General features: G+C 69.2%; 23 protein-coding genes and 1 pseudogene. 15 read left to right on the top strand and 9 right to left on the bottom strand.

Annotated elements, in window-relative coordinates:
- Positions 1 to 13 precede the first annotated feature (13 nt).
- Positions 14 to 1,045: a S66 peptidase family protein gene (locus tag ASE34_RS06250; RefSeq protein WP_056277842.1), complete on the bottom strand. Its 1,032-nt coding sequence runs from the start codon at positions 1,043 to 1,045 to the stop codon at positions 14 to 16.
- A 92-nt stretch (positions 1,046 to 1,137) separates the two neighbouring features.
- Between ASE34_RS06250 and ASE34_RS06245 the strand changes: the two genes are divergently transcribed.
- Entirely contained in the window at positions 1,138 to 1,344 is a 207-nt protein-coding gene (locus tag ASE34_RS06245) for a hypothetical protein (RefSeq protein WP_053095473.1), read from the top strand.
- 78 nt (positions 1,345 to 1,422) lie between these two features.
- Complete coding sequence (locus ASE34_RS06240) at positions 1,423 to 3,306, top strand: ABC transporter ATP-binding protein (protein WP_056277840.1); 1,884 nt, start codon at positions 1,423 to 1,425, stop codon at positions 3,304 to 3,306.
- A 161-nt stretch (positions 3,307 to 3,467) separates the two neighbouring features.
- Here ASE34_RS06240 and ASE34_RS06235 read toward each other — a convergent pair whose 3' ends face one another.
- Entirely contained in the window at positions 3,468 to 5,330 is a 1,863-nt protein-coding gene (locus tag ASE34_RS06235; protein ID WP_056277836.1) for a phosphoenolpyruvate carboxykinase (GTP), read from the bottom strand.
- A gap of 109 nt (positions 5,331 to 5,439) precedes the next feature.
- Between ASE34_RS06235 and ASE34_RS06230 the strand changes: the two genes are divergently transcribed.
- A complete protein-coding gene (locus ASE34_RS06230) occupies positions 5,440 to 6,882 on the top strand; it encodes an XRE family transcriptional regulator (RefSeq protein WP_056277833.1) in 1,443 nt (480 codons plus the stop codon).
- A 19-nt stretch (positions 6,883 to 6,901) separates the two neighbouring features.
- Here the strand turns inward: ASE34_RS06230 and ASE34_RS06225 are convergent, their stop codons facing one another.
- The 3 genes from ASE34_RS06225 to ASE34_RS06215 all read right to left on the bottom strand — a co-directional run bounded on the left by ASE34_RS06225 (position 6,902) and on the right by ASE34_RS06215 (position 10,151).
- Positions 6,902 to 7,963: a winged helix DNA-binding domain-containing protein gene (locus ASE34_RS06225; protein WP_056277829.1), complete on the bottom strand. Its 1,062-nt coding sequence runs from the start codon at positions 7,961 to 7,963 to the stop codon at positions 6,902 to 6,904.
- Positions 7,964 to 7,999: 36 nt separating this feature from the next.
- The gene (locus ASE34_RS06220; protein WP_056277826.1) at positions 8,000 to 9,448 is read right to left on the bottom strand and encodes a glyceraldehyde-3-phosphate dehydrogenase; all 1,449 of its coding nucleotides are present in this window, start codon (positions 9,446 to 9,448) and stop codon (positions 8,000 to 8,002) included.
- Between the two features lie 163 nt (positions 9,449 to 9,611).
- The gene (locus tag ASE34_RS06215; protein WP_056277822.1) at positions 9,612 to 10,151 is read right to left on the bottom strand and encodes a hypothetical protein; all 540 of its coding nucleotides are present in this window, start codon (positions 10,149 to 10,151) and stop codon (positions 9,612 to 9,614) included.
- 67 nt (positions 10,152 to 10,218) lie between these two features.
- Here ASE34_RS06215 and ASE34_RS06210 point away from each other — a divergent pair, with 67 nt between their 5' ends.
- Both ASE34_RS06210 and ASE34_RS06205 read left to right on the top strand, forming a co-directional pair.
- Positions 10,219 to 10,803, top strand: a complete 585-nt coding sequence (locus ASE34_RS06210) for a TetR/AcrR family transcriptional regulator (RefSeq protein ID WP_053095466.1) — start codon at positions 10,219 to 10,221, stop codon at positions 10,801 to 10,803.
- A gap of 152 nt (positions 10,804 to 10,955) precedes the next feature.
- Complete coding sequence (locus ASE34_RS06205; RefSeq protein WP_056277818.1) at positions 10,956 to 12,935, top strand: primary-amine oxidase; 1,980 nt, start codon at positions 10,956 to 10,958, stop codon at positions 12,933 to 12,935.
- 79 nt (positions 12,936 to 13,014) lie between these two features.
- Here the strand turns inward: ASE34_RS06205 and murQ are convergent, their stop codons facing one another.
- Together murQ and ASE34_RS06195 are read right to left on the bottom strand one after the other, a co-directional pair.
- Positions 13,015 to 13,950, bottom strand: a complete 936-nt coding sequence (murQ, locus tag ASE34_RS06200; protein WP_056277815.1) for an N-acetylmuramic acid 6-phosphate etherase — start codon at positions 13,948 to 13,950, stop codon at positions 13,015 to 13,017.
- Positions 13,940 to 14,890 carry an N-acetylglucosamine kinase gene (locus ASE34_RS06195; protein ID WP_056277812.1) on the bottom strand — a complete coding sequence of 317 codons (951 nt, stop codon included), beginning with the start codon at positions 14,888 to 14,890 and terminating at the stop codon, positions 13,940 to 13,942. Before ASE34_RS06195 ends, murQ begins: the two co-directional genes overlap by 11 nt.
- A 79-nt stretch (positions 14,891 to 14,969) precedes the next feature.
- On the opposite strand from ASE34_RS06195, the gene ASE34_RS06190 reads away from it, so the two are divergent.
- Positions 14,970 to 15,824 (top strand): MurR/RpiR family transcriptional regulator, encoded by an 855-nt coding sequence (locus ASE34_RS06190; RefSeq protein WP_056277809.1) that lies wholly within the window; start codon positions 14,970 to 14,972, stop codon positions 15,822 to 15,824.
- Between the two features lie 10 nt (positions 15,825 to 15,834).
- On the opposite strand, the gene ASE34_RS06185 is transcribed toward ASE34_RS06190, so the two are convergent.
- The gene (locus ASE34_RS06185) at positions 15,835 to 16,977 is read right to left on the bottom strand and encodes a DUF998 domain-containing protein (RefSeq protein ID WP_056277805.1); all 1,143 of its coding nucleotides are present in this window, start codon (positions 16,975 to 16,977) and stop codon (positions 15,835 to 15,837) included.
- 112 nt (positions 16,978 to 17,089) lie between these two features.
- Here ASE34_RS06185 and ASE34_RS06180 point away from each other — a divergent pair, with 112 nt between their 5' ends.
- The 9 genes from ASE34_RS06180 (at position 17,090) to ASE34_RS06140 (ending at position 25,179) form a co-directional block, all read left to right on the top strand.
- The gene (locus ASE34_RS06180) at positions 17,090 to 18,046 is read left to right on the top strand and encodes a helix-turn-helix domain-containing protein (RefSeq protein WP_053095460.1); all 957 of its coding nucleotides are present in this window, start codon (positions 17,090 to 17,092) and stop codon (positions 18,044 to 18,046) included.
- A 228-nt stretch (positions 18,047 to 18,274) separates the two neighbouring features.
- The gene (locus ASE34_RS06175) at positions 18,275 to 18,502 is read left to right on the top strand and encodes a hypothetical protein (protein ID WP_056277801.1); all 228 of its coding nucleotides are present in this window, start codon (positions 18,275 to 18,277) and stop codon (positions 18,500 to 18,502) included.
- Between the two features lie 181 nt (positions 18,503 to 18,683).
- On the top strand, positions 18,684 to 19,475 hold the full coding sequence (locus tag ASE34_RS06170; protein WP_056277798.1) for a MoaF C-terminal domain-containing protein: 792 nt from the start codon (positions 18,684 to 18,686) through the stop codon (positions 19,473 to 19,475).
- Between the two features lie 31 nt (positions 19,476 to 19,506).
- Positions 19,507 to 19,896 (top strand): nuclear transport factor 2 family protein, encoded by a 390-nt coding sequence (locus ASE34_RS06165; protein ID WP_056277795.1) that lies wholly within the window; start codon positions 19,507 to 19,509, stop codon positions 19,894 to 19,896.
- A gap of 36 nt (positions 19,897 to 19,932) precedes the next feature.
- Positions 19,933 to 21,102, top strand: coding sequence for an ABC transporter substrate-binding protein (locus tag ASE34_RS06160; protein WP_056277792.1), 1,170 nt, complete (start codon positions 19,933 to 19,935; stop codon positions 21,100 to 21,102).
- 72 nt (positions 21,103 to 21,174) lie between these two features.
- Positions 21,175 to 22,035 (top strand): ABC transporter permease subunit, encoded by an 861-nt coding sequence (locus tag ASE34_RS06155; RefSeq protein ID WP_053095455.1) that lies wholly within the window; start codon positions 21,175 to 21,177, stop codon positions 22,033 to 22,035.
- A complete protein-coding gene (locus ASE34_RS06150) occupies positions 22,022 to 23,794 on the top strand; it encodes an ABC transporter permease subunit (RefSeq protein ID WP_056277789.1) in 1,773 nt (590 codons plus the stop codon). Before ASE34_RS06155 ends, ASE34_RS06150 begins: the two co-directional genes overlap by 14 nt.
- Positions 23,791 to 24,483, top strand: a complete 693-nt coding sequence (locus ASE34_RS06145) for an ABC transporter ATP-binding protein (RefSeq protein WP_056277784.1) — start codon at positions 23,791 to 23,793, stop codon at positions 24,481 to 24,483. Before ASE34_RS06150 ends, ASE34_RS06145 begins: the two co-directional genes overlap by 4 nt.
- Before the next feature lie 45 nt (positions 24,484 to 24,528).
- A complete protein-coding gene (locus ASE34_RS06140; protein WP_053095452.1) occupies positions 24,529 to 25,179 on the top strand; it encodes an HAD-IA family hydrolase in 651 nt (216 codons plus the stop codon).
- A gap of 591 nt (positions 25,180 to 25,770) precedes the next feature.
- Here the strand turns inward: ASE34_RS06140 and ASE34_RS06135 are convergent.
- Positions 25,771 to 26,210 (bottom strand): annotated as a pseudogene (locus ASE34_RS06135) (hypothetical protein); the annotation flags it as partial.

Genomic DNA, 26,210 nt, shown 5'->3' with positions numbered 1-26,210 from the left:
CGTCGTCCGGCGGTCAGTAGGCGGCGTGGATGGTGCGCGTCGAGCCGTCGAGCACCATCGTCCCGCCGAACGGCACGATCCACTGCGGCCGCGTGTGGCCGAAAGGCACCCCGACGCAGACCACCGCGTCGGGGTTGTACCGCGAGACCGTCTCGATCACCGCATCCCGTTGCGCGGCGCGCAGCGCGTCTGCCTCGGTCGACGAGGGGAGGAACTCGAAATCGCTCACGGGCGGACGCGCGACGACCACTCCCGCGACCACATCGAGGATCCCACGCTCCCCCAGCCCGCGCATCCATCGCGCCACCCAGCTCGCCGGCGGACGCTCTTCGCTGGTCTCGAGCAGCAGGATCCCGCCGCGCAGGTCGTATGCCGAGGGCAGCCTGTCGGCGAGCGCGAGCTGATCGACGACCTCGAGGCAGCCGCCCCAGGTGCGACCTTCGACGCGGACAGCCGGACCCGACCAGGTCCAGTCCTCGGTCGCGACCCGATCGCCGTATTCGGTGAGAGCGCGCGGGTCCGTCCAGCGCCTCCCCACGTCCTCCGACTCTCCGGGCTCCGTGATCTCGACCGTGCCGCCGTCGAGCAGCGCCGCGCGCAGCGACCGCAGATGCACGTCGTCGACCGCGGGCCCGGGACCGAGATGCACGGCCGTGGATCCGCCGTAGTAGCCGCGGATCCCGAGGCTCCACAGCCAGTTGAGGATGTTGGTGTTGTCGCTGTAGCCGAGGAACGGCTTCGGGTCGGCCTGGGCGAGCGCGGCGTCGAGGTGCGGCACCACCAGGATCTGGTCGTCCCCGCCGATCGTCGCCAGGATCGCCCGGATGCTCGGGTCGGCGAAGGCCGCGTTCACGTCGGCGGCCCGGGCTTCAGGACTCGCATCGAGCTGCCGCGTGGTCGGATACTCGACCGGGATCAGTCCGGTCAGCCGCTCGAGTCGGCTGAGCGCCTGCTCGTGGAGCTCGGGCGCGACCGCGGGCGCGGCGAAGGCGGGCGACAGGACGGCGACGCGGTCGCCGGGCACGGGTTTCGATGCGGACAGCATCGGCCCAGTCTCGCATCCTGAGCACCGAGATAACGTCAATGCATGTTGACAAGGGGGCGATCGTCAACAAGTATTGACGCAGGAGGTTCCCCATGACCATGAAGACCGCCATCGCACAGGATGACGCCGGCGAGCCGCTCTCGGAGCTCCACCGCCTCGCCGCTCTGCGCAGCGAGCTGGCCAGGGCCGAGGAGACACAGGTGCGACGGGCGCGCAATCTCGGCTATTCCTGGCAGGCGATCGCGAGCTCCCTCGGCGTCTCGAAGCAGGCGGCGCACCGCCGTTTCGGCAGGCACTGACACTCATACAGCCCATCCACAGGATCCGCCCGCACACGAAGTACGGTCGAACTACCCCCTTTCAGAACGAGGTCCCGCATGTCCAGCACGGCGACATCACGCCGACGCGGACGCGGCGCGCACTACGACGGCCCGCGCGCCACTTTCCGCCAGCTCCTCCCCTTCCTCTTCGAGCACAGGCGCACGCTCATCGTCGTCGCTGTGCTCAGCGTCTTCGGGGCGGCCACCTCGCTCGCGCAACCGCTGCTGGTCGGGCAGCTCATCGAAGCCGTGCAGTCCGATCAGGGCCTCGGGATCCTGGTGTGGGTCCTCGTCGGTCTCGTGATCGTGTCGTCGATCATCTCCGGCTACCAGCACTATCTGCTGCAGCGCACCGGCACCGCGGTCGTGTACTCGAGCCGTCGCAAGCTGATCTCGCGCATCCTTCACCTGCCCATCAGCGAGTTCGACGCCCGCCGGACCGGAGACCTCGTCTCGCGCGTGGGCACCGACACGACACTGCTCTACGCCGTGCTCACCCAGGGACTGGCGGATGCCGTCGGCAGCGCGATCCTCTTCCTCGGCGCGCTGATCGCCATGCTCGTGATCGACCCGGTCCTGCTGCTGCTCATCGTCGTCGTGATCGGAGCCTCGGTCGTCGTCGTCACGGCGCTCAGCGGCCGCATCCGCACCGCGTCCACCGCTCAGCAGGAGAAGGTCGGCGAACTCGCCTCCGGGGTCGAGCGCGCCGTCGGCTCGATCCGCACCGTGCGCGCCTCGGGAGCCACCGAGCGCGAGACCGAGACCGTGTCGGCGCTCGCCTCGGAGGCCTACGGCATCGGGGTGCGGATCGCCAAGATCTCGTCGCTCGTGGTCCCCATCGCCGGAGTCGCACTGCAGGTGTCGCTCCTGGTGGTGCTGGGAGTCGGCGGCTTCCGGGTCGCGGCCGGCACGATCACGATCGCCTCGCTGATCACGTTCATCCTGTTCCTGTTCATGCTCGTGATGCCGCTCGCCACCACCTTCGGGGCGATCACCTCGGTGAACCAGGCACTCGGCGCCCTCGGCCGCATCCAGGAGGTGCTGAACCTGCCGACGGAGACCCAGCACGACGCCGAGATCGCCGCATCCGTCCCCCGCGATGCGGCAGACCCCCTCGCTCCGGCGATCGAGTTCCGTGACGTGCGCTTCCGCTATCCCGAGAACGTGGTCGCCGCTCGCCTCGCCGCCGCGAAGGAGGCGCAGACGCTTCTGGCCGACGCGCACCTCGAACCGACCGACGACTCGGCCGCCGTGGCGGAGCGCGAGGTGCTGCGCGGCGTCTCGTTCGCGGTGCCCCGAGGTGCGCGCGTCGCGCTCGTTGGGCCCAGCGGTGCCGGCAAGAGCACGATCCTCTCGCTCGTGGAGCGCTTCTACGACCCGACAGGCGGTTCGATCCGCCTCTACGGCCACGACTCGCGCACCTACCCGCGCGACGAGCTGCGCGCGCAGTTCGGCTACGTCGAGCAGGACGCCCCCACTCTCGCCGGCACGCTCGGCGACAACCTGCGTCTCGCCTCGCCGGATGCCTCGGATGCGGCCTGCGAACAGGTGCTGCGCGCGGTGAACCTGGGCGACGTGCTCGATCGCGATCCGCTGCGTCTCGATGCCCCCGTCGGCGAAGACGGCGTGATGCTCTCGGGAGGAGAACGCCAGCGTCTCGCGATCGCTCGCGCGCTGCTCACCGACGCACCGATCCTGCTGCTCGACGAGTCGACCTCGTCGCTCGACGGCGTGAACGAGCAGCGCATGCGCGAGGCCATCGACGCGGTCTCGACCGATCGCACCCTCATCGTGATCGCTCATCGACTGTCGACCGTCGTCGACAGCGATCTCATCGTCGTGCTGCAGGACGGCGCAGTGGTCGGTCAGGGCACTCACGCCGAGCTGATCGAGTCGACGCCGCTCTATCGCGACCTGGCTCGGCACCAGCTGCTCGCCTGAGCGTCGCGGCAGGGGCGCACGCGGTCAGCGCGGGAGAAGTACGCGAAGGCGGGATGCCGGAGACCACTCAGCCATGGGTTCGTCTCTGACGTCCCGCCTTCGCGGGTCTGGGGCCACGGGGGCCGTGGAGCGCCGGCTCCCCCGAACCGGCGCCCGCTCTGTCACGCCTTGTCGAGGCGGTAGCGCAGCGAGGCGAGCTCGGCCCGGAGGGCGGCGGGGACCTTGTCGCCGAAGGTGTCGTAGAACTCCTCGGTGAGGTCGGCCTCGGTCTTCCAGGCGTCGGTGTCGATCGAGAAGAGCTCCTCGAGGTCGGCCTCGGGCACGTCGATGCCGTCGAGATTGAGGTCCTCGATCAGCGGCAGGCGACCGATCGGGCTGTCGACCGTCGAGACCTCGCCGGAGACGCGACGGATGATCCAGTCGACGACTCGCGAGTTGTCGCCGAATCCGGGCCACAGGAAGCGGCCGTCCGCGCCACGACGGAACCAGTTCACCTGGAAGATGCGCGGTGCGCGGTCGAACCGGAGACCACGGCCGACCTTCAGCCAGTGACCGAAGTAGTCGGCCATGTTGTAGCCGCAGAACGGGAGCATGGCGAACGGATCGCGACGCAGCTCGCCGACCTTGCCCTCGGCGGCCGCGGTGCGCTCGGACGAGATGTTGGAGCCGAGGAACACGCCGTGGGTCCAGTCGGTGGCCTCGACGACGAGCGGCACATTGGTCGCCCGACGTCCGCCGAAGAGGATCACGTCGAGCGGCACCGCCTCCTCCCAGTCCTCCGAGATCTGCGGGCACTGCGCGGCCGAGACCGTGAAGCGCGAGTTCGGGTGCGCGGCGGGGCGGCCGGAGTCCGGCGTCCAGTCGTTGCCCTCCCAGTCCGTGAGGTGGGCGGGCGCCTGATCGGTCAGCCCCTCCCACCAGACGTCTCCGTCGGGCCGGAGCGCGACGTTCGTGAAGATCGTGTTGCCCCAGAGGGTCTCGACCGCCGTGACGTTCGTCGACTCGCCCGTGCCCGGCGCGACGCCGAAGAATCCGGCTTCCGGGTTGATCGCCCAGAGGCGGCCGTCTTCACCGGGGCGGATCCACGCGATGTCGTCGCCGAGCGTCTCGACGCGCCATCCCGGGATGGTCGGGCGCAGCATCGCGAGGTTCGTCTTGCCGCACGCGGAGGGGAACGCCGCAGCCACGTGGTACGCCTTGCCCGTGGGATCGATCACCCGGATGAGCAGCATGTGCTCGGCGAGCCAGCCCTCGTCGCGGGCGATGACCGAGGCGATGCGCAGGGCGAAGCACTTCTTCGCGAGGATCGCGTTGCCGCCGTAGCCCGAGCCGAAGGAGTAGACCTCGAGCGTCTCGGGGAAGTGCACGATGTACTTGTCGTCGTTGCAGGGCCACTCGACGTCGGGCTCTCCCGCAGCGAGCGGCGAGCCGACCGAGTGCACGGTCTTGACCCACGGAGCGCCGTCGGCGATCTGGCGGGTGACCGCATCGCCGACGCGCGTCATGATGCCGATCGACGCGACGGCGTAGGCGCTGTCGGTGACCTGGACGCCGATGTGCGAGAGCGGTCCCCCGACGGGCCCCATCGAGAAGGGCACGACGAACATCGTGCGGCCTCGCATGGATCCCTCGAAGATCTCGGTCATCTTCTCGCGCATCTGCGCAGGAGGAGCCCAGTTGTTGGTCGGGCCGGCATCCTCTTCGCTCTCGGACGAGATGTAGGTACGGCCCTCCGTGCGTGCGACGTCGCTGGGGTGCGAGCGGGCGAGGTACGAGCCGGGACGCCACTCGGGGTTCAGCTTGATCAGCTTGCCCTCGTCGACGAGCCCGCGCAGCAGCCAGTCGTTCTCGGCACGCGAGCCGTCGACCCAGTGGATCGAGGCCGGCTGCGTGAGCGCCGCGATCTCATCGACCCAGGCGGCGAGCTCTGCCATCGCAGGGGTGTCATACGTCGGAGCCGTCCCGAAGGTGCGCACAGGTGCGACAGATGATGCTCGGGGGGTGAAGACTTCGGCGATCGCCATGACTACTCCTTTGAAGTGAGGGGCGTTTGTTCCATCTTCTTCCGGTTCGTGCACGACTTTCTGCCATTCCGGGCGATAAGAATCGCGCTTCTTTCGCTAGTATCAAGGAATGGCTCCTTCCGGCATCCACCTCGCGACTCTCGGCCACCGCATCAGGCACCACCGCCTCGAGAAGGGCTTCACGCTCGATGAGCTGGGCGCACTCGTCGGCGTCGCCGGTTCGCAGCTGAGCCTGATCGAGAACGGCAAGCGCGAACCGAAGCTCTCGCTGCTGCAGGCCATCGCGCTGGCGACGGGCACCGAGGTCACCGACCTCATCTCGGGCGAGCCGCCGAACCGTCGCGCCGCTCTCGAGATCGAACTCGAACGCGCCCAGGAGAGCCCGGTGTTCCGGCAGCTCGGCATCGCCCCCGTGCGCGTCACGAAGGGGATGAGCGACGAGACGATCGAGTCGCTTCTGGGCCTTCATCGCGAACTCCAGCGACGCGAACGAGAGGCGATCGCCACGCCCGAAGAAGCCAGACGAGCGAACACCGAGCTGCGTCTGCGGATGCGCGAGCAGAACAACTACCTCGCGGACATCGAGAGACTCGCTGAGAAGCAGCTGCGGTCCGCCGGGCACGTGCAGGGCGCGCTGACGCACCGCACCGTGAGCATCATGGCCGACAAGCTCGGCTTCGAACTGATCTACGTCAACGATCTGCCGCACTCGACCCGCTCGGTCACCGACCTCGAGAACGGGCGCATCTACCTGCCGCCCGCATCGATCCCCGGGGGTCACGGCCTGCGGTCCATGGCGCTGCAGGCGATGGCGCACCGACTGCTCGGACACACCCCGCCCACCGACTACGCCGACTTCCTGCAGCAGCGGCTCGAGATCAACTACTTCGCCGCCGCGTGCCTGATGCCCGAGACGGCGTCCGTCGCCTTCCTGCAGCAGGCGAAGAAGGATCGCAACCTCGCGGTCGAAGACTTCCGCGACGCATTCGGCGTGACCCACGAAGCGGCCGGGATGCGCATGACGAACCTCCTCACCCAGCACCTGGGCATGTCACTGCACTTCCTCCGTGTCGACGCCACCGGTGCGATCACGAGGGTCTACGAGAACGACGACCTCCCCCTGCCGATGGACGTCACGGGCGCTGTCGAGGGCCAGCGGGTGTGCCGGAAGTTCCAGGCGCGCGCGGCGTTCACGCAGCAGAACCGCACGAACGAACACCACCAGTACACCGACACACCCTCCGGCACCTTCTGGTGCTCGACGCAGACCGGCGCCTCGACCGACGGCGAGTTCTCGATCACGGTGGGCGTTCCCTTCGACGACGCGCGCTGGTGGCGTGGGCGCGAGACCGCCGACCGCGCGGTCTCGACCTGCCCGGATGAGGCGTGCTGCCGCCGCCCCTCGGCCGACCTCACCGAACGGTGGAACGGGAAGGCCTGGCCGAGCGCCCGCGTGCACACCCACATGTTCTCGCCGCTCCCCCGTGGCGCGTTCCCCGGCGTCGATGACAACGAGGTCTACAACTTCCTCGGACGCCACGCGAGCGAGTGATCCGCGCCGACTCGGCGACTCAGCCGTCGAGGAAGCGCGTGAACCGAGCGAGGGCCGCCCGCACCGCCTCGTCGTCGACCGGCCGCGAATCCGGCACTGACTCGAAGAGCTCCGGCGGAGACCCGAGCGAGGCGCTCGCGTGCGTCCAGCATCCGATCACCCGGCCGTCGGCGACGAGCGTCGCCCGCACCATGCCGTTCTTGCCCGGTCCGACGAGAGCGAGATGCTCAGGGGCGCAGACGTCCGTGCGGTCGGCGTAGGAGATGTAGTACTCGTCGAAGGCTCCGAGCGCCCGCACCGCCGGGGCACTCGATGACCGCCGCGGACGAGCGACGCCGACGAACACCCCCTCGTCGACCTCGACCACGCGCGCCGCCGCGCGATCCCGCGCCTCGCGCGCCTGCCCCAGCGTGAGGCCGGACCACCAGGCGAAGTCCGCGACCCCAGCCGGACCGTGCCCGTCGATGTAGCGCACGAAGAGCTCGGCGAGCGGATCGTCGGGCGCCGCATGCTCGCTGATGTGCTGCTCGACGAGCACGAAGCGCTGCTCCCGGCTCACACCATCGCGCGCGACGACCGGACCCTGGCAGATCAGCCCGTCGAGGGTGAGCTCGCTCAGCAGATGGATGCCGCGCTGCCCGGCGGGATCGATGCCGATACCGGCGAACACCTCGAACATCTCGGCCCGCGTGAGTCCTCCGTCGCGCAGACGCGGCACCGCCGCCGCCACGACCGCGGCGACCATCGACGCATCGATCCCGAGATCGCGGCGCCTGCCCGCCGCCTGCTGACGCTGCCGCGCGGCGGTCACCGAGAGCACCCAGCGCAGGTCACGCGCCGGGATGATGTGCAGCGTGCCGCGCATGGTCCACGCGCGCACCAGGTCGCCCCGGGCGAAGGCCCGGTCGACCGCGTGGAGCGGCGGCTCGCCACGGGTGCGCGAAGCCAGGACCCACCGTCCGGCGGTGAAGTCCTGGCTCTGCACCGCGAGCATGTGCGACGCGGCATGCGTCACCGTGCGCGCCGGAGCGCTGAGACGATGCGAGCGGAGCCGCTCGGCGCGCAGAGTCGCGGTCTTCATGCCCTCATCATGCCGGGCACGACCGACATCGCGCACTCACCCGTGCAACGTCACCTCGCGACGTTCCGGCAGCACGATGGGGTGCGAGCCCGCCATGACCTCGAGCACGCGGATCACCTGGCAGGAGTAGCCGTACTCGTTGTCGTACCAGACGTACAGCACGACGTCGCGGTCGTTCGCGATGGTCGCGAGACCGTCGACGATGCCCGCGCGATGCGAGCCGACGAAGTCCGTCGAGACGACCTCGGGGCTCTCGACGTAGTCGATCTGCTGACGCAGCTTCGAGTGCAGCGAGACGCGACGCAGGTAGTCGTTCAGCTCGTCCTTGACCGCGGGGCGCTCGAGGCCCAGGTGCAGCACGGCCAGCGAGACGTCGGGGGTCGGCACGCGGATCGCAGAGCCGGTGAGCTTGCCCTCGAGCTCGGGCAGCGCGCGCGCGACGGCCTTGGCCGCCCCCGTCTCGGTGATCACCATGTTGAGCACGGCCGAGCGGCCGCGACGATCGCCGCTGTGGAAGTTGTCGATCAGGTTCTGGTCGTTGGTGAACGAGTGCACGGTCTCGACGTGCCCGCGCACGATCCCGTAGGCCTCATCGATCGCCTTGAGCACGGGGGTGATGGCGTTCGTCGTGCAGGAGGCGGCGGTGATGATGCGGTCGTCCGCCTCGATCGTGTCGTCGTTGATCCCGTGCACGATGTTCTTCAGCGCGCCCTTGCCGGGTGCCGTGAGCAGCACGCGAGCGACGCCGGTCGATTCCAGGTGCCGGCTGAGTCCTGCGTCGTCGCGCCAGCGTCCCGTGTTGTCGACGACGATCGCGTCGTGGATGTCGTACGCCGTGTAATCGATCGTCGAGGGGTCGTCCGAATAGATCACCTGGATGCGGGTGCCGTTCGCGATGATCTGGTCGGCGTCCTCATCGACCGTCACGGAGCCTGCGAAGCGGCCGTGCACCGAGTCGCGCAGCAGCAGCGACGCGCGCTTGACGAGATCGTTCTCCGAACCGCGGCGCACGACGATGGCCCGCAGACGCAGGCCACTGCCACCACCCGTGTGCGCGATGAGGATGCGCGCAAGCAGGCGCCCGATGCGTCCGAAGCCGTAGAGCACGACATCGGTGGGGGCCGCTGCGACCGCTCCGACCGCCGGCGCGAGCGCCTCGGCGAGATAGGCGTCGAGGGGCAGCTCGCTGTCGGAATGACCTGCGGCGAGGCGCGCGAGGTCGAGCGAGGATGCACCGGGGGCGAGTTCGTGGACGCCCTCGAGCACGGCCAGAGTCTCGTCGACGGCGAGTCGCTCATGCCCGAGCTGCGCCACCCTGTCGTGCACCTCGACGATGCCGGTGGCCGACAGACCGAGAAGTCGGTGTCCGTGGAGGGAGGTGACCACATCACGCTCGCGCTTGAGGGCGCCGATGAGCGGGATCATCCGCTCGGCCAGCTCTTCTCTCGCCGTCCAGTCGTCGTGGGGTGCAGCGGTTACGTTCATCTGCGTCCTTGCATGTGTGAGCGCGCCGAGGTCGTCGGCGCGCGAGATTGCCGGGTGAGCTTCGGGGGATGCCTCCAGGGTACGCGCCGGGCGCGAGGGTTCTGAAATCAGAGGCCACGCGCTGCCCCGACCGGCCTCGGTGGCGGATCCGACTGGCCGGCCGTCAGAACCCGAGGCACATGACGGAGACTCCCGCCGCCATCGCCCACGACTCGACCGCGAGCAGGCGGGCGGTACGCCCCTGATGCACGGGGACGAGCACCCACTCGGCGACGACCGTCCAGAGCACGACGCCGATGACGCCGACGATCACGAGCGCCGAGAGGAGCCCGCCGAGCCCATGCCCACCGTGGGCCCCGACCTCGGCCGCCCCCGCCATCGCCTGGCCCGTCGACAGGCTCTCGAACGAGCAGATCGCCATGACGAGCGACACCAGTGCACGGTGACAGCAGGTGGCGGCCGCGGGCGTTCCACGCACGCCCGCCGTGCCGAGCATCGCGGAGACGAGGAGCACGAGTGCGGCCACCAGGCCGATCAGCGGATCGCCACCGCTCACCGCGATCACGATCATCGCCGCTGCCATGATCAGGGCGCTCTGCCTCCCCTGCCACGGCACAGCCCGCCAGACGGCGATGCACGCAACGGCCGAGACGACGGCGGCGAGCGCCATCAGCCACGGTGCTGCGGGGAGGACGTGATCCACACACGCATCATATTGATCAATCGCTCAAAATAGCGAGACCCATGGCTCATGCACCAGGATGGGGCATGTGCCCCGCGTCGTAGACCACGATGAGCGCCGCCGGCAGATCGCCGAGGCGCTGCTCGCCGTCGCCGCTCGCGACGGACATGAAGCGGTGTCGTCTCGCGCGGTCGCCAAAGAGCTCGGTGTCGCCACCGGCTCTCTCTGGCACTACTTCGACGGATTCGACGACGTCGTGCGTGCAGCCGCTGTGGAGATCACCCGACGCACCGACGAGCGCATCCGGTCGGTGACGACCGGGCTCCGCGGGCTGAGCAGACTCGACGCCCTCATGCGGGAGGTCCTCCCCGTCGACGCGGAGACGCGCACGGAAGCGTATGTCGTCGTCGGATTCTGGGGGCGCCTCGCGACTCTCGCCTCAGACCCGGACGCCGGCTCCCCCACTCGCGCGACCTGGCAGAACGGCATCAGCGAAGCCATCGACGAAGCGGTCGCCGACGGCGAGCTGTCCCCCACCACGCCGAAGCACGCGGTGATGTCGCTGCTCCGTTCGATCACCTACGGACAGCAGGTGCTGGAGGTCACCGAGCCCCGTGGCGCGGACGCTCACCTCGCGGTGCTCGACAGCATCCTCGCGCCCTGGCGCGCCTGAGTCACTGCCACACCCCGCACGCTCGCGCCACCTGCCAGCCGCGCACGCTCACTCGGCCTGCTGACGATGTGCTCTTGTGCGCCTCGTCGCGCCGTCGTACCATCGACCCAATCCGTTTATTGAGCGAACGCTCGAAATAGTGAGGTACGCCGATGTCCCACCCCCAGCCCGTCACCATCGACAAGATCGCCGCGCCGCACCCACTCGACCCCCTCACCGGCGAGGAGATCGCGGCGGCCCGAGCCGTGCTCGAGTCCGCCGGACTGCTCGGCGAGACCGTCCGCGTGCCGATGCTGCTGCCCGATGAGCCCACCAAGGAGGAACTCGCCGCATGGAGGCCGGGCGCCCCCATCGATCGCCGCATCGACGCGACCCTGCTCGACACCGCGACCGGCGTCGCGAGCGAAGTCGTCGTCTCGATCACCCGCGGCGAGGTGCTGCGCGCCGAGCGGGTCCCCAACGATGCGCCACCCTACGGCCAGCCCCAGTACCTCTTCGAGGAGTACGAGCGCGCTGAGGCGATCGCGAAGGCGTCACCAGAATGGCAGGCGGCGATGACGCGCCGAGGGCTCGCCGCGCACATGGCTCTCGCGTTCTGCGGACCGCTCGCACCCGGGTACACCGGCCGCGCCGATGAGGTGGGCCGCCGGGTCATCCGCTCTCTCACCTTCCTCAAATACGACGAGCACGACTCCCCCTGGGCGCATCCCGTCGAAGGGCTGGTCGTGCACATCGACCTCACGACGAACAGCGTGATCCGCATCGACGACGAGGGCGACGTGCCTGTGCCGGCGGGCCACGGAAACTACTACCCCGAGGTGCAGGGCGCCGCGCGCACCTCGCTCAAGCCGATCGAGATCACGCAGCCGGAAGGCCCCAGCTTCGCCGTCAGCGGCTCGCTCGTCGAGTGGGAGAACTGGTCGATGCGGGTGAGCTTCAACGCTCGCGAGGGTCTCGTGCTGCACGACGTCAGGTTCGACGGACGGTCGGTGCTCAATCGGGCGAGCGTGCCCGAGATGGTCGTGCCCTACGGCGACACCGCACCCGGGCGCTTCTGGATCAGCTACTTCGACGCCGGCGAGTACCTTCTCGGCAAGAACGCGAACCACCTCGAGCTCGGCTGCGACTGCCTGGGGGTGATCCGCTACCTCGACGGCTATGTCGCCGATGACCACGGCCATCCGGTGCGCATCCCGAACGTGGTGTGCATGCACGAGGAGGACTACGGCATCCTCTGGAAGCACACCGACCTCGCCGGCCGCTCGGACGTGCGCCGCTCGCGCCGCTTCGTGGTGTCGTACTTCTCGACGATCGGCAACTACGACTACGGGTTCTACTGGCACTTCTCCCTCGACGGCTCGATCGAGGTCGTCGCCAAGGCCACCGGGATCGTGTTCGCCGGCGCCGGCGAACCGGGGGTGCGGCAGAAGCACGCCACCGAGCTCGCGCCGGGCGTCTTCGCGCCGGTGCACCAGCACCTGTTCTGCGCACGGCTCGATGTCGCCGTCGACGGCGAGGAGAACCGTCTGGTCGAGATCGACGCGCAGCGCATCCCGATGGGGCCGGACAACCCGTTCGGCAACGCCTTCACGTGGTCGGAGACTCCGTTGCTCTCCGAGGGCGGGGCGCAGCGGGAGGCGGACACCTCGGTCGCGCGCGCGTGGGAGGTGCAGAGCACCACTCGGACGAACCACGTCGGCCGCCCCACGGCCTATCACCTGATCCCGGAGCCCACCGCTCTGCTGATGGCCGACCCCGCGTCATCCGTCGCCGCGCGTGCGGCGTTCGCGACCAAGCATCTCTGGGCCACCCGCCATGAACACGGGCAGATCTGGCCGGCCGGCCGGTATCCGAACGCGCACCAGGGAGGCTCCGGCCTGCCGGAGTACTCGGCGGGCGACCGTTCGCTCGACGGCGAGGACATCGTGCTGTGGCACACCTTCGGACTCACGCACTTCCCGCGCCCCGAGGACTGGCCGATCATGCCGGTCGACTATGCCGGATTCTGGTTCAAGCCGAACGGCTTCCTCGATCAGAACCCCGCGATGGATGTTCCTGAGTCGTCTCAGGCGCACGTCACCGAGGACGCCGGATGCTGCGGAGGTGGCGAGGGCTGCACCTGCTCCCATTGAGCCGCGGCGTCGGCCTCGGCGGTCGACGCGGCGTCGTCATCGGGAACGCCCTGGCGGAAGCACGCGGCGAAGGTACCCCTCACGACAGTGCGGCGATCGCGACACGGAGGATGCCGTCGGCGCTGTCGAGCGCGTGGGCCGAGGCTTCTGCGGACGCCCCCGTGGCGACCATCAGGATCGCGAGCTTGACCGATCCCCCCGCCGCATCCAGGGCGGCGGAAGCCTGGTCGACCTCTGCGCCGGTGAGCTCCGTCACGGTGCGGATCGAGCGCGCGCGCAGCTTCTCGTTCGTCGCCTGAAGATCGACCATCACGCCGTGATAGGTCTTGCCGAGCTTGATCATCGACAGCGTGGTGAGCATGTTCACGACGAGCTTCTGGGCTGTTCCCGACTTCAGACGCGTCGATCCCGAGATGAACTCGGGCCCCGTGACCACCTCGATCGCGATCTCGGCGACCGCACCGATCTCGGATGCCGGATTCGAGGCGATCGCCACGGTGAGCGCGCCGACTCCCCGAGCGAACTCCAGACCGCCGACGACGTACGGGGTGCGACCCGACGCCGAGATCCCGACGACGGCGTCGCGCTCGGTGAGGCCGAGCTCGCGCAGCGAGGCCGCTGCCGCCGCGTCGTCGTCCTCGGCATTCTCGACCGCCGACCGGATGGCCGTCTCGCCTCCGGCGATCAGCCCCACCACCATCGAGGGGTCGGTGCCGAAGGTCGGCGGGCATTCGCTCGCGTCGAGAACTCCGACGCGGCCTGCGGTGCCCGCCCCGAGATAGATGAGTCGTCCGCCGGCGCGGAAGCGGGCGGTGATGCCGTCGACCGCCGCGGCGATCTCCGCACTCCGCTCGCCGACGGCCGCCGGCACACGATGATCTTCCGCGTTCATGCGCCGCACGAGCTCATCGGTGTCGAGCAGATCGAGGTCGCCGCGATCGGTCGTCGACGCCTCGGTGCCGAGCGTCGAGAGGACGTCGAGGAGCGCGGTCAGTCTGGCGTGTTCATTCGGCACGATGCACGAACCTTTCGTGGGGAAGATCGGTGCGCTCCGCGAGCAGGAGCGCACCGTCGAGGGCATCGCCGGAGGAGACGACGACCGTGCGGTCAGCGGCGCGGAGCGCCTGGGCGAGCGACGAGCGGAACCAGACGTGGTCGGTGAGCCCTCCGTGCAGGGCGACCTCGCGACTGCTCGAGGACGCCGCGATCGCCGACGCGACGAGCAGGCGGATGCCCTCGGCGGCGATGTCCGCGGAGACGGCGTCGCCGCTCTGCGCCGCATCGAGGAGCAGCGGCGCCAGAGTCGCGAGACGGCGAGGCACCGGCCCGTCCATGGAGATCCAGGCGGGAACCGCGGTGGGCTCGCCGATCGTCGCCGCGACCGCATCGGTGAGCACGGTCTCGACCGCGAGCCCGACCGAGGCGCGCAGGACGGCACGCAGCGCCTCGCGCCCGAACCAGGATCCGCTGCCGAGGTCTCCCAGCTCGGGACCCCACCCGTCGACCAGCGTCGCCACCTCGCCGTCGATGCCGAGGGCCGCAGCGCCCGTTCCGGCGATCAGCAGTACGCCCGCACCGCCCCCGAGCGATCCGGCATGAGCGGACACCACGTCGGAGGTCACCGCGACGGGCACGTGAAAGGCATCGGCGAGGACGGCGGCGAGCTCTGATGCGGCCTCGGGGGCGGCCCAGGCTCCGGCCGCACCCACGGAGACCGCGGAGATCTGTGCATCGAGATGATCTCTCATCGGCAGAATCGCGGCGAGAGCTGCGTCGACGCCGCCTGCGGCCGCGAGCCCGGGAGCCCCGATCCCGTCGTACACGGGACACCGGGGCACTCGACGCTCATCGGCGGCAGAGACGACGCCAGAGTCGACGCCGGATGATTCGGCGATCACGGCCCGGCAGCGCGACTTGCCGAGGTCGACGGCGACGAGAGCATGCGAAGAGGGCATGGAAATAGTCTACGCACGAGCATCCGATCATGAAAGAATTGTTCACACGCCCGAAATCCCCCTCTGACGCAGGAGAGCCATGAGCATCCAGACGACGATCGCCTCGGCCGCCGAGAAGCTGCCGCCGTCGCTGGCCCGCATCGCTCGGACGATCGCCGATGATCCCACCATCGTCGTCGACAGCACGATCACCGAGATCGCGGCGAGGTGCGACACGTCGGTCGCCTCGGTCGTCCGCTTCTGCCGCACCATCGGCGTGAACGGCTACGCCGCGCTGCGGATGGCGCTGGCCACAGAGCTCGGTCGCGAATCCGTGCAGTTCCCCGCGGCATCCGGTTTCGGATCCGAGATCTCCGCGGCCGACACCCTGCGGGAGGCGACCGCGAAGGTCGCCGCACTCGAGCTGCTGGCCATCGAGGAGACCGTCGCGAACCTCGACTACGACGAGCTCGCGGCCGCGGTCGAGGCGATCGACGACGCCGACCGCGTCCTGCTCTTCGGGATCGGCGCGAGCGGACAGGCGGCTGCGGATCTCGGCCGCAAGCTGCTCCGCATCGGACATGCGGCGATCGTCCTGACGGACGCGCACGAGGCGAGCGCCGCCGCATCGCTCGGAGCGAGGAAGACCGTGGCGATCGGGTTCTCCCACTCGGGAACGACCCGCGAGACCGTGCACTTCCTCCAGACGGCACGGGCGGCATCCGGCACCACGATCGGCGTCACGGGTGGGCCGGCCTCGCCGCTCGCCGAGAACTGCGACCACGCCCTGCTCACGCGGGCGCGTGAGCCTCGCCTCCGCGCGGGCGCGATGGTGAGCCGCATCGCGCAGCTCGCACTGGTGGACTGCCTGTTCGTCGGCGTCGCCCAGCGCCGGCACGCGCACACCGTCCATGCGCTGCAGCGCACGGCGGATGCCACGCAGCCGCTGCGCTGAGGACCGACGCTCAGGCCGGGGTCGGACCGGGCCGCTGCCCCGCGTGCACGGACCCGGCGGGGTGCGCTGATGCGGCGGGGTGCACCGATCCTGCGGTCCGGAGGAACACGATGATCCAGCTGAAGATCAGCACCGCCGCGATCAGCTCGACCGCCGTGAGGTTGTAGTAGCCGACGGCGAAGAACACGCCGAGCAGCACGATCACGAGCACGTAGATCCACCCGAGCACCACGAACACCCGTGGGATCGTGCGCACGAACCAGGGCAGCCCGACGACGATCACGGCGAACGCGACGGTCATCCCGGTGGCGACGGTGTTGTGCACGAGGAAGAACTCGTCGACCGGGAAGATCCCGACGCACGCGAGGAAGATCCCGATCAGGATCAGCCCGCCTCGCACCACGCGCCGTCCGCGACGATCGACGTGGTCGTCGACCGGCAGCCCCGCCGTGGCATAGCGGGCGATCGTCGTCACCAGGACCCCGGCGATGATCAACGTCGCGTTGAACGCCAGAGACGCGCTGTTGCTGCTCATCCCCAGCGCCGACAGGTTGTCCTGCCACCAGTGCACATCGCTGGAGGCGAGCATCGCCGCGAAGGCGCCGACCACGAGGAAGACCGCCAGGACGAGGGAGAGCACCATCGGCGTGAGCGCCACCGCGCTCAGGAACGTCACATAGGCGGTGAGAGCGAACGCGACGGCCACCAGGATCGCCCCGGGGAAGGCGAACACCGGGGCGTCGGTGAAGCTGCGATCGAGCAGTTCGGCGATTCCGAGCCATCCGAGGTACGCGATCGCGGCGTGCGCGAAGGCGATGGCGGCCAGGTCGTACCAGCGCAGCCGATCCCCGGGGACGCTGAATCCATCGCGGGCGCCGTCCGGCGCGACCGCCGCCGGTCGCACGACGAGACGCCCGAGCGCGAACGCCAGGACGGCGGTGATCGCGCCGCCGTAGGCGGCGAACGCGCCGATCGAGCCGGTGCCGCTGATCGCCATCTCCTGACCCCAGAAGACCGGCCACCCGATGGCGAAGCCGAGCACGAAGAACACCGCCCCGACTATGAGCGCGGTGGCCTCGAAGACCGCATCCGCTGTGTCGGGTCCGCGCAGCTGACGCAGGACCTGCATGACCCTCTCGCCGACATATCGCATCACTGGCCTCCGCCCACATCATAGAAGCCTCGCCCTCCGGACCGCGCCGGTGATAGCATCACGGCACGGATCGTATACAACGTCGTCGTTCCACCACCCGAGGTGATCAGTCATGAACGGTGCACTCGCCGCCCCCGCCGAATCGGTGTCGACGCTCGTCGCGCGCAACATCAGCGAGTTCCGGGCCGCCGTCTCGGAGTCCTTCGTGCCGCTCCAGGTGTCGACGGCCGGGCCCGACCACTTCCGCGGGATCATCCGCGGCGCCTCGGTCGACGAGGTGCACGTCAACGAGGTGCGCGCCACCTCGCACGTCGTCGAGCGGACACCCGAGCTCATCGCACGCAGCGACCGGTCGTACTTCAAGCTGAGCCTCATGCTCGCCGGCACCGGGATGCTGATCCAGGACGACCGGGAGGCCGTGCTCCAGGCCGGCGATCTCGCCGTCTACGACACCGACCGCCCGTACTCGCTGGTCTTCGACGACGACTTCCGCACGATGGTCGTGATGTTCCCCAAGCACCTGATCAGCCTGCCCTCCGACATGATCGGCCAGCTCACCGCGGTGCGCATCTCGGGTCAGGGTGGCCTCGGCGGAATGGTCGTGCCGTATCTGACGCAGCTCGCCGGCAACCTCGACCAGCTCGCCGGCACGACAGGGGCACGACTGGCGCACAGCGCGCTCGACCTCGTCACGACGGTGTTCACCCGCGAGCTGGGCCTCGACGAGGTGTCGGCCGACCCTCATCGCGCGCTCGTGCAGCGCATCCGCTCGTACATCGACCGCAACCTCGCCTCGACGGATCTCGGACCCGCGACCATCGCATCGGCGCACTTCATCTCGACCCGTCACCTGCACGGCCTGTTCCAGGAGCAGGGCGTGACGGTGTCGACCTGGATCCGCACCCGCCGCCTCGAGCAGTGCCGTCGCGATCTGCTCGACCCGATGCTCGCCGACCGGCCCGTCGCCGCGATCGCGGCCCGATGGGGCTTCGTGGATGCGGCGCACTTCAGCCGCGCGTTCAAGTCGGCGTTCGGCATCTCCCCCAGCGAGTACCGCGCGGCGCACTGAGCGCAGCGCAGCGGGAGAACGTCCGTCAGGGGACGTAGACCGGCGGCGCGAACATCGTGCCGCCGTACAGCATCTGCACGGCGACGAAGCCCGGCAGAGACACGGCCGCCACGAGCGCGAGAGCGAGCATCGCACTGAGAAGCCCCCCCGCGGCGTCCTCCGTCCCGGACGGCGAAGAAGGCGCCGATCGCGATCAGGGCGTGGAGCACCAGCACGGGCACGAGGCCGATGGTGAACCCCCAGCCCTCCATCGTCGACCCTGCGGAGACGGCCTTCGGCTGCTCGCTGAACTCCTCCTCGTACGACATCCCGCACCAGACCCACGCGACGGCGAAGAACAGGAGAGCGAAGAAGACGGATGCCGTCCAGGCGACCGCCTTGACCGCCGGCGAGAGGGCGGCCCGGGGTTCTGTTCGCATGACTCATCCTGACACCCGCCCGGAGCCGCGCCGCTGACGCCACGGCGGATTCCCAGGCCCGTCCTTGCTCTGCAGGGCACGCCGGTTGACTGTCGGCGCGCGATGGCGCCGCTTCTCTTGAGCGGATGCCAGGGCGAGCCGGAGCATGAGGCAAGCACACCGCGAGGATGCGGTGCCCGGAGCGAGGACGCTCCGCCGCATGCGACGTCAGGACTCCCATGACCGCTCCCGTCACGACCGATCCCGCACTCGACGAATGGCGCACGTACGACGAGTTCGCCGCCGGGATCGACACCTTCCGACTGCCGAACACCTCGCTGTCGGGCACCGCGCTGACGCTCACGCTCGACGATGGATCCGCGCTGGCGCTGACGTTCGATGCGGTCGCTGTCACCTGGTCAGGACTCGGCGAGTCGGGCACCGACCCGTACGACGCCGTCGCGGTGCGTGACGACGTCATCTTCGTGAACATCCCGATCGAGAGCCGTGAACGCGAAGCGATCACCGTCGTCTATTCGACCTCGACCCACCGGGCCACCGTCGTGCGATCACGCATCGCGCCGGAGGCTGTCGAGGGCACACCGCAGGTCGGTCAGGACTTCTGGGCGGCGACGACCGATGCCGGTCCCGCGACGGGCGAGGTGCCGGGGCCGAGCCGAGACCTCATCGGCAAGCGCAACATCTATCGGTACAGCCCGCACCACCTCTACGAGCACGTCTACATCTCGAGCCGGCGCTACGCCTGGCAGTGCCTCGAGGGCGTGCAGCGGGGCCACGGCGACATGGACCTGTCGACCGTCTGGAAGTTCGCCGACGGCCTCTACCTCTTCTGCTTCCGGGAGTTCCGCATCGCGGTCGCGAGCGTCTGGCTGCACGACCTCGGCTACCAGCTCATGACGACGGGGATCTTTCTCGGCCTCACCGGCGACGGCGCCGCGGAGCACTCCCGCGGCGGCGGTCACATCTATCCGCTCGGGTCCGTCGACTACCCCGACGCCCAGCCCGTCTGACCCCGCGACGAGATCCAGGAGAGGACCTCCCATGAGCAACGCCGACATCATCGCAGCGCATTACGCGGCCAGCGACCGCAGCGACCTCGACGGCATGCTGGCGCCGCTCGCCGACGACGTGAGCTGGACCGAGGCCGCCGGTTTCCCGTACGCCGGCACGTACATCGGGCCGGATGCGGTCGCGGCAGGCGTCTTCCAGCGCATCCAGGACGAGTGGGACGACTACACGGTCGCGATCGACGAGGTCATCGACGGCGGGGACGTGGTCGTCGGCATCGGCACCTACTCGGGCACGTACCGCGCGACCGGCCGATTCTTCGCGGCACGTGTCGCGCATGTCTGGCGCCTGGCCGATCACCGGGTCGTCGCGTTCGAGCAGTTCACCGACACCGAACTGGTCAACCGCGCGCTGCGCGACTGACCGCAGCACGACAAGCACACGAGAGGCAGGAATCACATGAACAAGCGAGTATCCGGCACTGCGGCGCTCATCGCCGTGGCAGCCCTCACTCTGGCAGGTTGCGCCAGCGGAGACGGCAGCGGAGGTGGCGGCGACGCCCCGATCGTCGTCGGCTCCGTGAACACGATCAGCGGTCCGGCGACGTTCCCCGAGGCGTCGCAGGCGGCGGCGGCGGTGTTCGACGCCTTCAACGAGGCCGGAGGCCTCGACGGACGCACCATCGAGTACAAGACCCTCGACGACAAGGGCGACCCGGCCACAGCCACCGCGTCAGCCCGAGAGCTCGTCGGCAGCGACGGGGCCGTCGCGCTGGTCGGATCAGCGAGCCTGATCGAGTGCGAGATCAACGCGAAGTACTACGAGCAGGAGGAGATCCTCTCGCTGCCCGGCATCGGAGTCGATACCGGCTGCTTCGCGAGCGACAACATCTCCCCCGCCAACGTCGGTCCGTTCAACGACATGACCCTCACGCTGCAGTACGGCTCGGAGGTGCTCGGACTCGACGACATCTGCATCCTGCTGGAGATCGCAGGATCCACCCGACCCACCTACCAGGCGGCGATCGACAAGTGGACCGAGATCACGGGCAAGGAGCCGAAGTACGTCGACGACACCGTGCCGTACGGCGCCTCGGACTACACGCCCTACATCGTGAAGGCCCGCGAACAGGGCTGTAAGGCGCTCGCGATCAACCCCGTCGAGCCCGACGCGATCGGCCAGGTCAAGGCCGCGAACGCGCAGGGTTGGGACGACGTGACCTGGCTCTATCTGACGAGCGTCTACAGCGAGAACTTCGCGGATGCGATCGATGACGCCGGGGCCGGCATCTACGTGCCCGCCGAGTTCTACCCGTTCACGGACGACGACGAGATCAACACCGACTGGCGGGAGCTGATGGAGGCCAACGACATCCCCCTCACCTCATTCAGCCAGGGCGGATACCTCGCCGCGACCTACTTCATCGAGGTGCTCGAGGGCATGGACGGCGACATCACCCGCGAGACGGTCACCGAGGCGCTGCGCGGAATGGATCCCATCGAGAACCCCATGGTCGGAACGCCCTACGCCTTCGGCACGCAGAACACCGCGGGATGGCCGATCATCCTCGAATCCGGCACGAACGCCTGGGAGAAGGTCGCCGACGACTGGCTCCGCATCGGCGAGTAGCCGCCCTTCACCTGCCGCCGAGCGCATTCTCGGCGGCAGGTCCTCTCCCCCTCACACCAGAAAGGACGCCTCATGCTGCAAGGCGCCATCGCCGGTCTCGCCGCCGGCGGTCTCTATGCGGTCCTCGGAGTGTGCCTGACCCTGATGTCGCGCCTCGTGCGGGTCGTCAACTTCGCCCAGGCCGCGACCGGGATGTTCGGCGCCTTCAGCGCCGTGTGGTTCGTCAGCGAACTGGGGGTGCCGATCTGGCTCGGCTCCGTGCTCGGCGTCGTCGTCGGCGGGGCGCTCTCCGCCACCATCGGGTGGATCGCCGCGACCTGGCTCTCCGAGGCCTCCACCACCACTCGCTCCGCGATGACCGTCGGTCCGCTTCTCCTGCTCATCTCGATGTCGTTCATCCTGTTCGGCAACAAACCGCAGCCGTTCACCCCGATCATCGCGGGCCCCGCCTTCTCGTTCGGGGGCGTGGTGATCAGTCAGGTCACCGTCGCCACCGTCGCCATGGCGGTCGTCACGGCGGTCGTGGTGCGGATCGTGCTGCGCCGGACGAGAGTGGGCACGCAGCTGCGCGCGCTCTCCGAGCGCCCCACCACCGCCGAGCTGCTCGGCATCCGTTCCCGTCCGCTCTCCATCGCGGTGTGGTTCGTGACCGGTGTGATCAGCGCGATCGCCATCATGATCGTGGCGCCGTCGCAGTCGAACGACGCGACCAGCCTCGCGATGCTCATCGTCCCCGCCGCAGCCGCTGCGCTGCTCGGCGGCTTCCGCCGTCTCGACCTCGCCGTCGTCGGCGGAGTCGTACTGGGCGTTCTGGGAGGGCTCGTCGCGCAGATCGACGAGGTCGCGCTCGTGCGCAACTTCCTCCCGTTCCTGTTCATCGTCGTCCTGCTCCTGTGGACGCAGCGCAAGGAGGTGTGGGATGCCGCTCGCTGACCGTCCCTGGTTCCGTCTGTCCTGGCCCCTCGCCGTCGCCGCCGCGGCGGTCGGACTGGGTGCCATTCTGAGCGCGGCGCTTCCGGGCTACTTCGTGTTCCTCGCGATCAGCGCAGTCGTCGCGGCCATCGCGATCCTGGGACTGGGCATCGTCACGGGCTCCGCCGGCATGATCGCGCTGTGCCAGCTCACGTTCGCCGCCGTGGGCGCCTGGATCGTCTCGCTGCTCAACGTCATGCAGGCGCCGGGCGGCTTCGTCGTCTGGCTCCTCCTCGGCGGCATTGCCGCCGGTCTTGTGGGCATCCTCGTCGGGCTCCCCGCGCTGCGGCTGCGCGGCGTCAACCTCGCGGTCGTCACGCTCGGCTTCGCTGCGGCGGCGGATGTCACCCTCGTGCAGATCCAGTTCCCCGGGTCCGCCGACGGCACGGCTGTCGAGCGCCCGACGCTGTTCTCGAACGATCGCGAGTTCTTCTTCCTCTCGGTCGTGGTGCTCGCCCTCTGCGCGCTGGGAGTCTTCTTCCTGCAGCGCGGACGGTGGGGCTCGAGCTGGAAGGCGGTCGCCTTCTCGGAACGCGGCACCGCGGCTGCAGGGCAGAGCGTGCAGAGCGCCAAGCTCACCGCGTTCGCCGTCTCGGCTGCGCTGGGAGGCATCGCCGGAGGACTCCTCGCCGGCCAGGTGCAGCTTCCGTTCGCATCGAGCTTCACCCCGTTGCAGTCGCTGGCGCTCTACGTCCTCGCCGTCATGTCGGGGGCCCATCTGATCGACATGGCGATCCTCGGCGGCATCCTCTGGGTGCTCGTGCCCGAGCTGCTGAAGCGCTGGGGCGTGCCGCAGGACTGGGCGTTCGTGGTCTTCGGCGTGCTGGGCGTGCAGGCGCTCACCAGCGGGACCAACCTCGGTCAGGGCATCCGCAATCTCATCTGGAAGCGCGCGGATCGCAGGACCGCCTCGGCGAAGCTGACCGCGTTGCCTCCCGATGCGGATGCCGAGGATCGAGCGATCACGACAACGACCACCGCGACGGTCGATGAGCGCGCGCTCGATGGTGCACCGGTGCTCACTGTCGACGGACTCACGGTGCAGTTCGGTGCTCTCACAGCGTTGGACGATGTGTCGTTCCAGGTGCCGGCGGCGTCGATCATGGGCCTGATCGGTCCGAACGGGGCAGGCAAGTCGACGTTCGTGGATGCGATCAGCGGGTTCCTGCCGAAGCACGGCGGTCGAGTACTGCTCGGAGATCGCGATCTGGCCGGCCTGTCTCCGACGCGTCGCGCCCGGCTCGGGCTGCGCAGGACCTTCCAGCAGGACAGGGTCCCGCCGTCGCTCACAGTCGGCGCGTACGTGAGGTTCGTCGCTCGACGCCGACTCGCCGCATCCGACATCGATGAGGTTCTCGAGTTCTTCGGATGCCCGCCGGCGGGTGCGCGCCTGTCGAGCGTCGACGTCGGCACCCGGCGACTCGTCGAGGTCGCGGCGAACGTGATCTCTCGTCCGCGGCTGCTGATCCTCGACGAGCCCGCGGCCGGCCTGTCGCACGATGAGCACCTGGCTCTCGCCGCGCGTCTGCGCGAGCTGCCGGCCCGGTTCGGCGTGGCATTGATCATCATCGAGCACGACCTCGATCTCGTGCGCTCGGTGTGCCCGACGCTGACTGTGCTCGACTTCGGTCGAGTGCTCGCGAGCGGTCCGCAGGCCGAGGTGCTCGCGAACCCGGAGGTCGTGAAGGCGTACATGGGAGAGACGGAGCTGCTGAAGTGAGCGAACTGGTGCTGGACGGGGTGACGGTCAGCCGGGGCGCGGGGCCGGTGATCTCGGATGTGTCGCTGACCGTGCGCGGAGGCGAGGTGCTGGCGCTCGTCGGACCGAACGGGGCCGGCAAGACCAGTCTGATCGAATCGGTGTCGGGGGTGACCCCGCACTCCGCGGGATCGATGATGCTCGACGGCGAGCCGCTCGACAAGCTGTCCCGGGTGTCGAGAGCGCGGCGCGGCATCGTGCACATCGAGCAGGGGCGAGCGGTGTTCCCATCGCTGACCGTGCGCGAGAACATCTCGCTCACCGCGCGGACGCCTGCGGAACAGGATGCGGCGCTCGCGCAGTTCCCTGAGCTCGAGAAGCGCATCGACTCCCCCACCGCGCTGCTGTCGGGTGGCGAGCAGCAGATGGTGGTGCTGGCACGTGCCTTCGCCGCGAAGCCGCGGATCCTGTTGATCGATGAGATGTCGCTCGGTCTCGCGCCTGTCGTGTTCATGCGGCTCATGCCGATCGTGAAGTCGATCGCCGAGTCGGGCGTCGGGGTGCTGCTCGTGGAGCAGTTCACGCAGCTCGCCCTGAGCCTGGCTCGCGAGGCCGTGGTGGTGGCCGGTGGGCGCGTCTCCTTCCAGGGCACCGCCGAGGCGTTGAAGGAGGATTCGCAGCTGCTGCACCGCGCGTACCTCGGTGGGTAGCGCCGTCAGGTCGGGCTTCAGATGCTGCGGCAGTAGCCTGAGGGGATGACCGAGACCATCAGCGCCCGCGCCGTCCTGCTCGACATGGACGGCACTCTCGTCGATTCGACGGCTGTCGTGGAACGGCTCTGGCTGGCGTGGGCCGAGCCCCACGGAATCGCTCCCGAGACTGTCTTGAGCGTCGTGCACGGCCGGCAGGGGCATCAGAGCATGGCGATCATGCTGCCGGAGCGCGACCACGAGATCAACATCCGCGAGAACGCGGTGATGCTCGCGAACGAGAGCAAGGATGTCGATGGCGTCATCCCGATCGAGGGTGCGGATGCCCTGCTCGCCGCCCTGCTCCCCTACCCCCACGCGATCGTCACCTCGGCCGACGTGACGCTGATGAACGCGCGGATGGGCCAGGCCGGCCTGACCGTGCCCGCACTGACGGTCACGGCCGAGAACGTGTCGGCCTCCAAGCCCGACCCCGAGGGCTTCCTGCTGGGTGCGGAGCTGCTCGGCGTCGACCCCGCCGACTGCGTGGTGTTCGAGGACTCGGGCGCCGGCATCCAGGCCGCGCATGCTGCGGGGATGCGGGTCATCGGCGTGGGCGCGCACGCGACGTCTCATCAGCCGACCTTCCATGTCGATGACCTCACCCAGGTGGCCGTCATTCCGACGGCGGACGGTTTCGAGCTCGCGATTCGCTGATGCGCTGATGCGCTGATGCGCTGATGCGCTGCTGCGGTCGCATCGGTGACGCTCACCCGCGTCATCCGGTGCGGGTGAGCGGCGCGGGGAGTGTGAGTCGCGCCACGCTGAGCCTCGGTGTGCGCCATCCCCGGTCCCCGCACCTGCGGGACCCCGTCGTCCATGCGGATCTCCCACCCCGAGGTCCCGAGGGATCGGTGGTGCCACCAGCACAACGGCACCCCGTTGTCGGTATGCGTCGGACCACCCCTGGCATGCTCGACGACATGGTGGATCTCGCACCACGATGCCGGAACGTGGCATCCGGGAATGAGGCATTCTTTGTCGCGGGCGATGATCGCCCGGCGTTGGTGCACGGTGAACACCCGGTCGGTGGTCGTGATCCCGATGATCCGCCCCTCATCGGTTAGCACCCGTTGAATCGTCCCCGCGCATCCGACGTGCGCGGCGACGGAAACCGGGACGTGGGCACCGGATCCGACGACCGTCGCCCACCCACCGTTGCCGCCCATTCCGCCCACGAGATCACTCGCGTCGACGTTCACGACCAGGACCGGTGCCGCTCCACCGAGGGTGGGCATGTCCGTGTGNCTCCGGCGACGGTCGCGTGGATGCCTTCACTTCGGGGACGTGGGCACCGGATCCGGCGACCGTCGCCCACCCACCGTTGCCGCCCATTCCGCCCACGAGATCACTCGCGTCGACGTTCACGACCAGGACCGGTGCCGCTCCACCGAGGGTGGGCATGTCCGTGTGYCGSGCGGCGATCCCGAACACCATCGCGAGAGCGTCGTGACGCTTCTGCGACGCGGTGCGGTCATCGAGCACACRCCGCGGATCCGAGTTGAACTGATCCCTATCGTCACAGTCCGCACCAGCACCAGCACCAGTACCAGCACCCGCATCCGCATCCGCATCCGCATCCGCGCCCTCGCTCGGGGCGAAGTGCACTCCGGGCATGGGCGCGCCGCCACCTTTGGGGTTGAGGATCGCGTCCAGGATCAGCTGCAGCTGCGCCGCGACGTCCGGGG

The sequence above is a fragment of the Microbacterium sp. Root280D1 genome (assembly GCF_001428975.1).
GTDB lineage: Bacteria > Actinomycetota > Actinomycetes > Actinomycetales > Microbacteriaceae > Microbacterium.
This window is presented reverse-complemented; position numbering and strand designations above follow the sequence as displayed.

Excerpts from the sequence above, each read along its gene's own strand:
- ASE34_RS06250 (WP_056277842.1), bottom strand. The coding sequence starts at position 1,045 with ATGCTGTCCGCATCGAAACCCGTGCCCGGCGACCGCGTCGCCGTCCTG.
- ASE34_RS06245 (WP_053095473.1), top strand. The coding sequence starts at position 1,138 with ATGACCATGAAGACCGCCATCGCACAGGATGACGCCGGCGAGCCGCTC.
- ASE34_RS06240 (WP_056277840.1), top strand. The coding sequence starts at position 1,423 with ATGTCCAGCACGGCGACATCACGCCGACGCGGACGCGGCGCGCACTAC.
- ASE34_RS06235 (WP_056277836.1), bottom strand. The coding sequence starts at position 5,330 with ATGGCGATCGCCGAAGTCTTCACCCCCCGAGCATCATCTGTCGCACCT.
- ASE34_RS06230 (WP_056277833.1), top strand. The coding sequence starts at position 5,440 with ATGGCTCCTTCCGGCATCCACCTCGCGACTCTCGGCCACCGCATCAGG.
- ASE34_RS06225 (WP_056277829.1), bottom strand. The coding sequence starts at position 7,963 with ATGAAGACCGCGACTCTGCGCGCCGAGCGGCTCCGCTCGCATCGTCTC.
- ASE34_RS06220 (WP_056277826.1), bottom strand. The coding sequence starts at position 9,448 with ATGAACGTAACCGCTGCACCCCACGACGACTGGACGGCGAGAGAAGAG.
- ASE34_RS06205 (WP_056277818.1), top strand. The coding sequence starts at position 10,956 with ATGTCCCACCCCCAGCCCGTCACCATCGACAAGATCGCCGCGCCGCAC.
- ASE34_RS06195 (WP_056277812.1), bottom strand. The coding sequence starts at position 14,890 with ATGCCCTCTTCGCATGCTCTCGTCGCCGTCGACCTCGGCAAGTCGCGC.
- ASE34_RS06190 (WP_056277809.1), top strand. The coding sequence starts at position 14,970 with ATGAGCATCCAGACGACGATCGCCTCGGCCGCCGAGAAGCTGCCGCCG.
- ASE34_RS06185 (WP_056277805.1), bottom strand. The coding sequence starts at position 16,977 with ATGCGATATGTCGGCGAGAGGGTCATGCAGGTCCTGCGTCAGCTGCGC.
- ASE34_RS06180 (WP_053095460.1), top strand. The coding sequence starts at position 17,090 with ATGAACGGTGCACTCGCCGCCCCCGCCGAATCGGTGTCGACGCTCGTC.
- ASE34_RS06175 (WP_056277801.1), top strand. The coding sequence starts at position 18,275 with ATGGTGAACCCCCAGCCCTCCATCGTCGACCCTGCGGAGACGGCCTTC.
- ASE34_RS06170 (WP_056277798.1), top strand. The coding sequence starts at position 18,684 with ATGACCGCTCCCGTCACGACCGATCCCGCACTCGACGAATGGCGCACG.
- ASE34_RS06165 (WP_056277795.1), top strand. The coding sequence starts at position 19,507 with ATGAGCAACGCCGACATCATCGCAGCGCATTACGCGGCCAGCGACCGC.
- ASE34_RS06160 (WP_056277792.1), top strand. The coding sequence starts at position 19,933 with ATGAACAAGCGAGTATCCGGCACTGCGGCGCTCATCGCCGTGGCAGCC.
- ASE34_RS06155 (WP_053095455.1), top strand. The coding sequence starts at position 21,175 with ATGCTGCAAGGCGCCATCGCCGGTCTCGCCGCCGGCGGTCTCTATGCG.
- ASE34_RS06150 (WP_056277789.1), top strand. The coding sequence starts at position 22,022 with ATGCCGCTCGCTGACCGTCCCTGGTTCCGTCTGTCCTGGCCCCTCGCC.
- ASE34_RS06140 (WP_053095452.1), top strand. The coding sequence starts at position 24,529 with ATGACCGAGACCATCAGCGCCCGCGCCGTCCTGCTCGACATGGACGGC.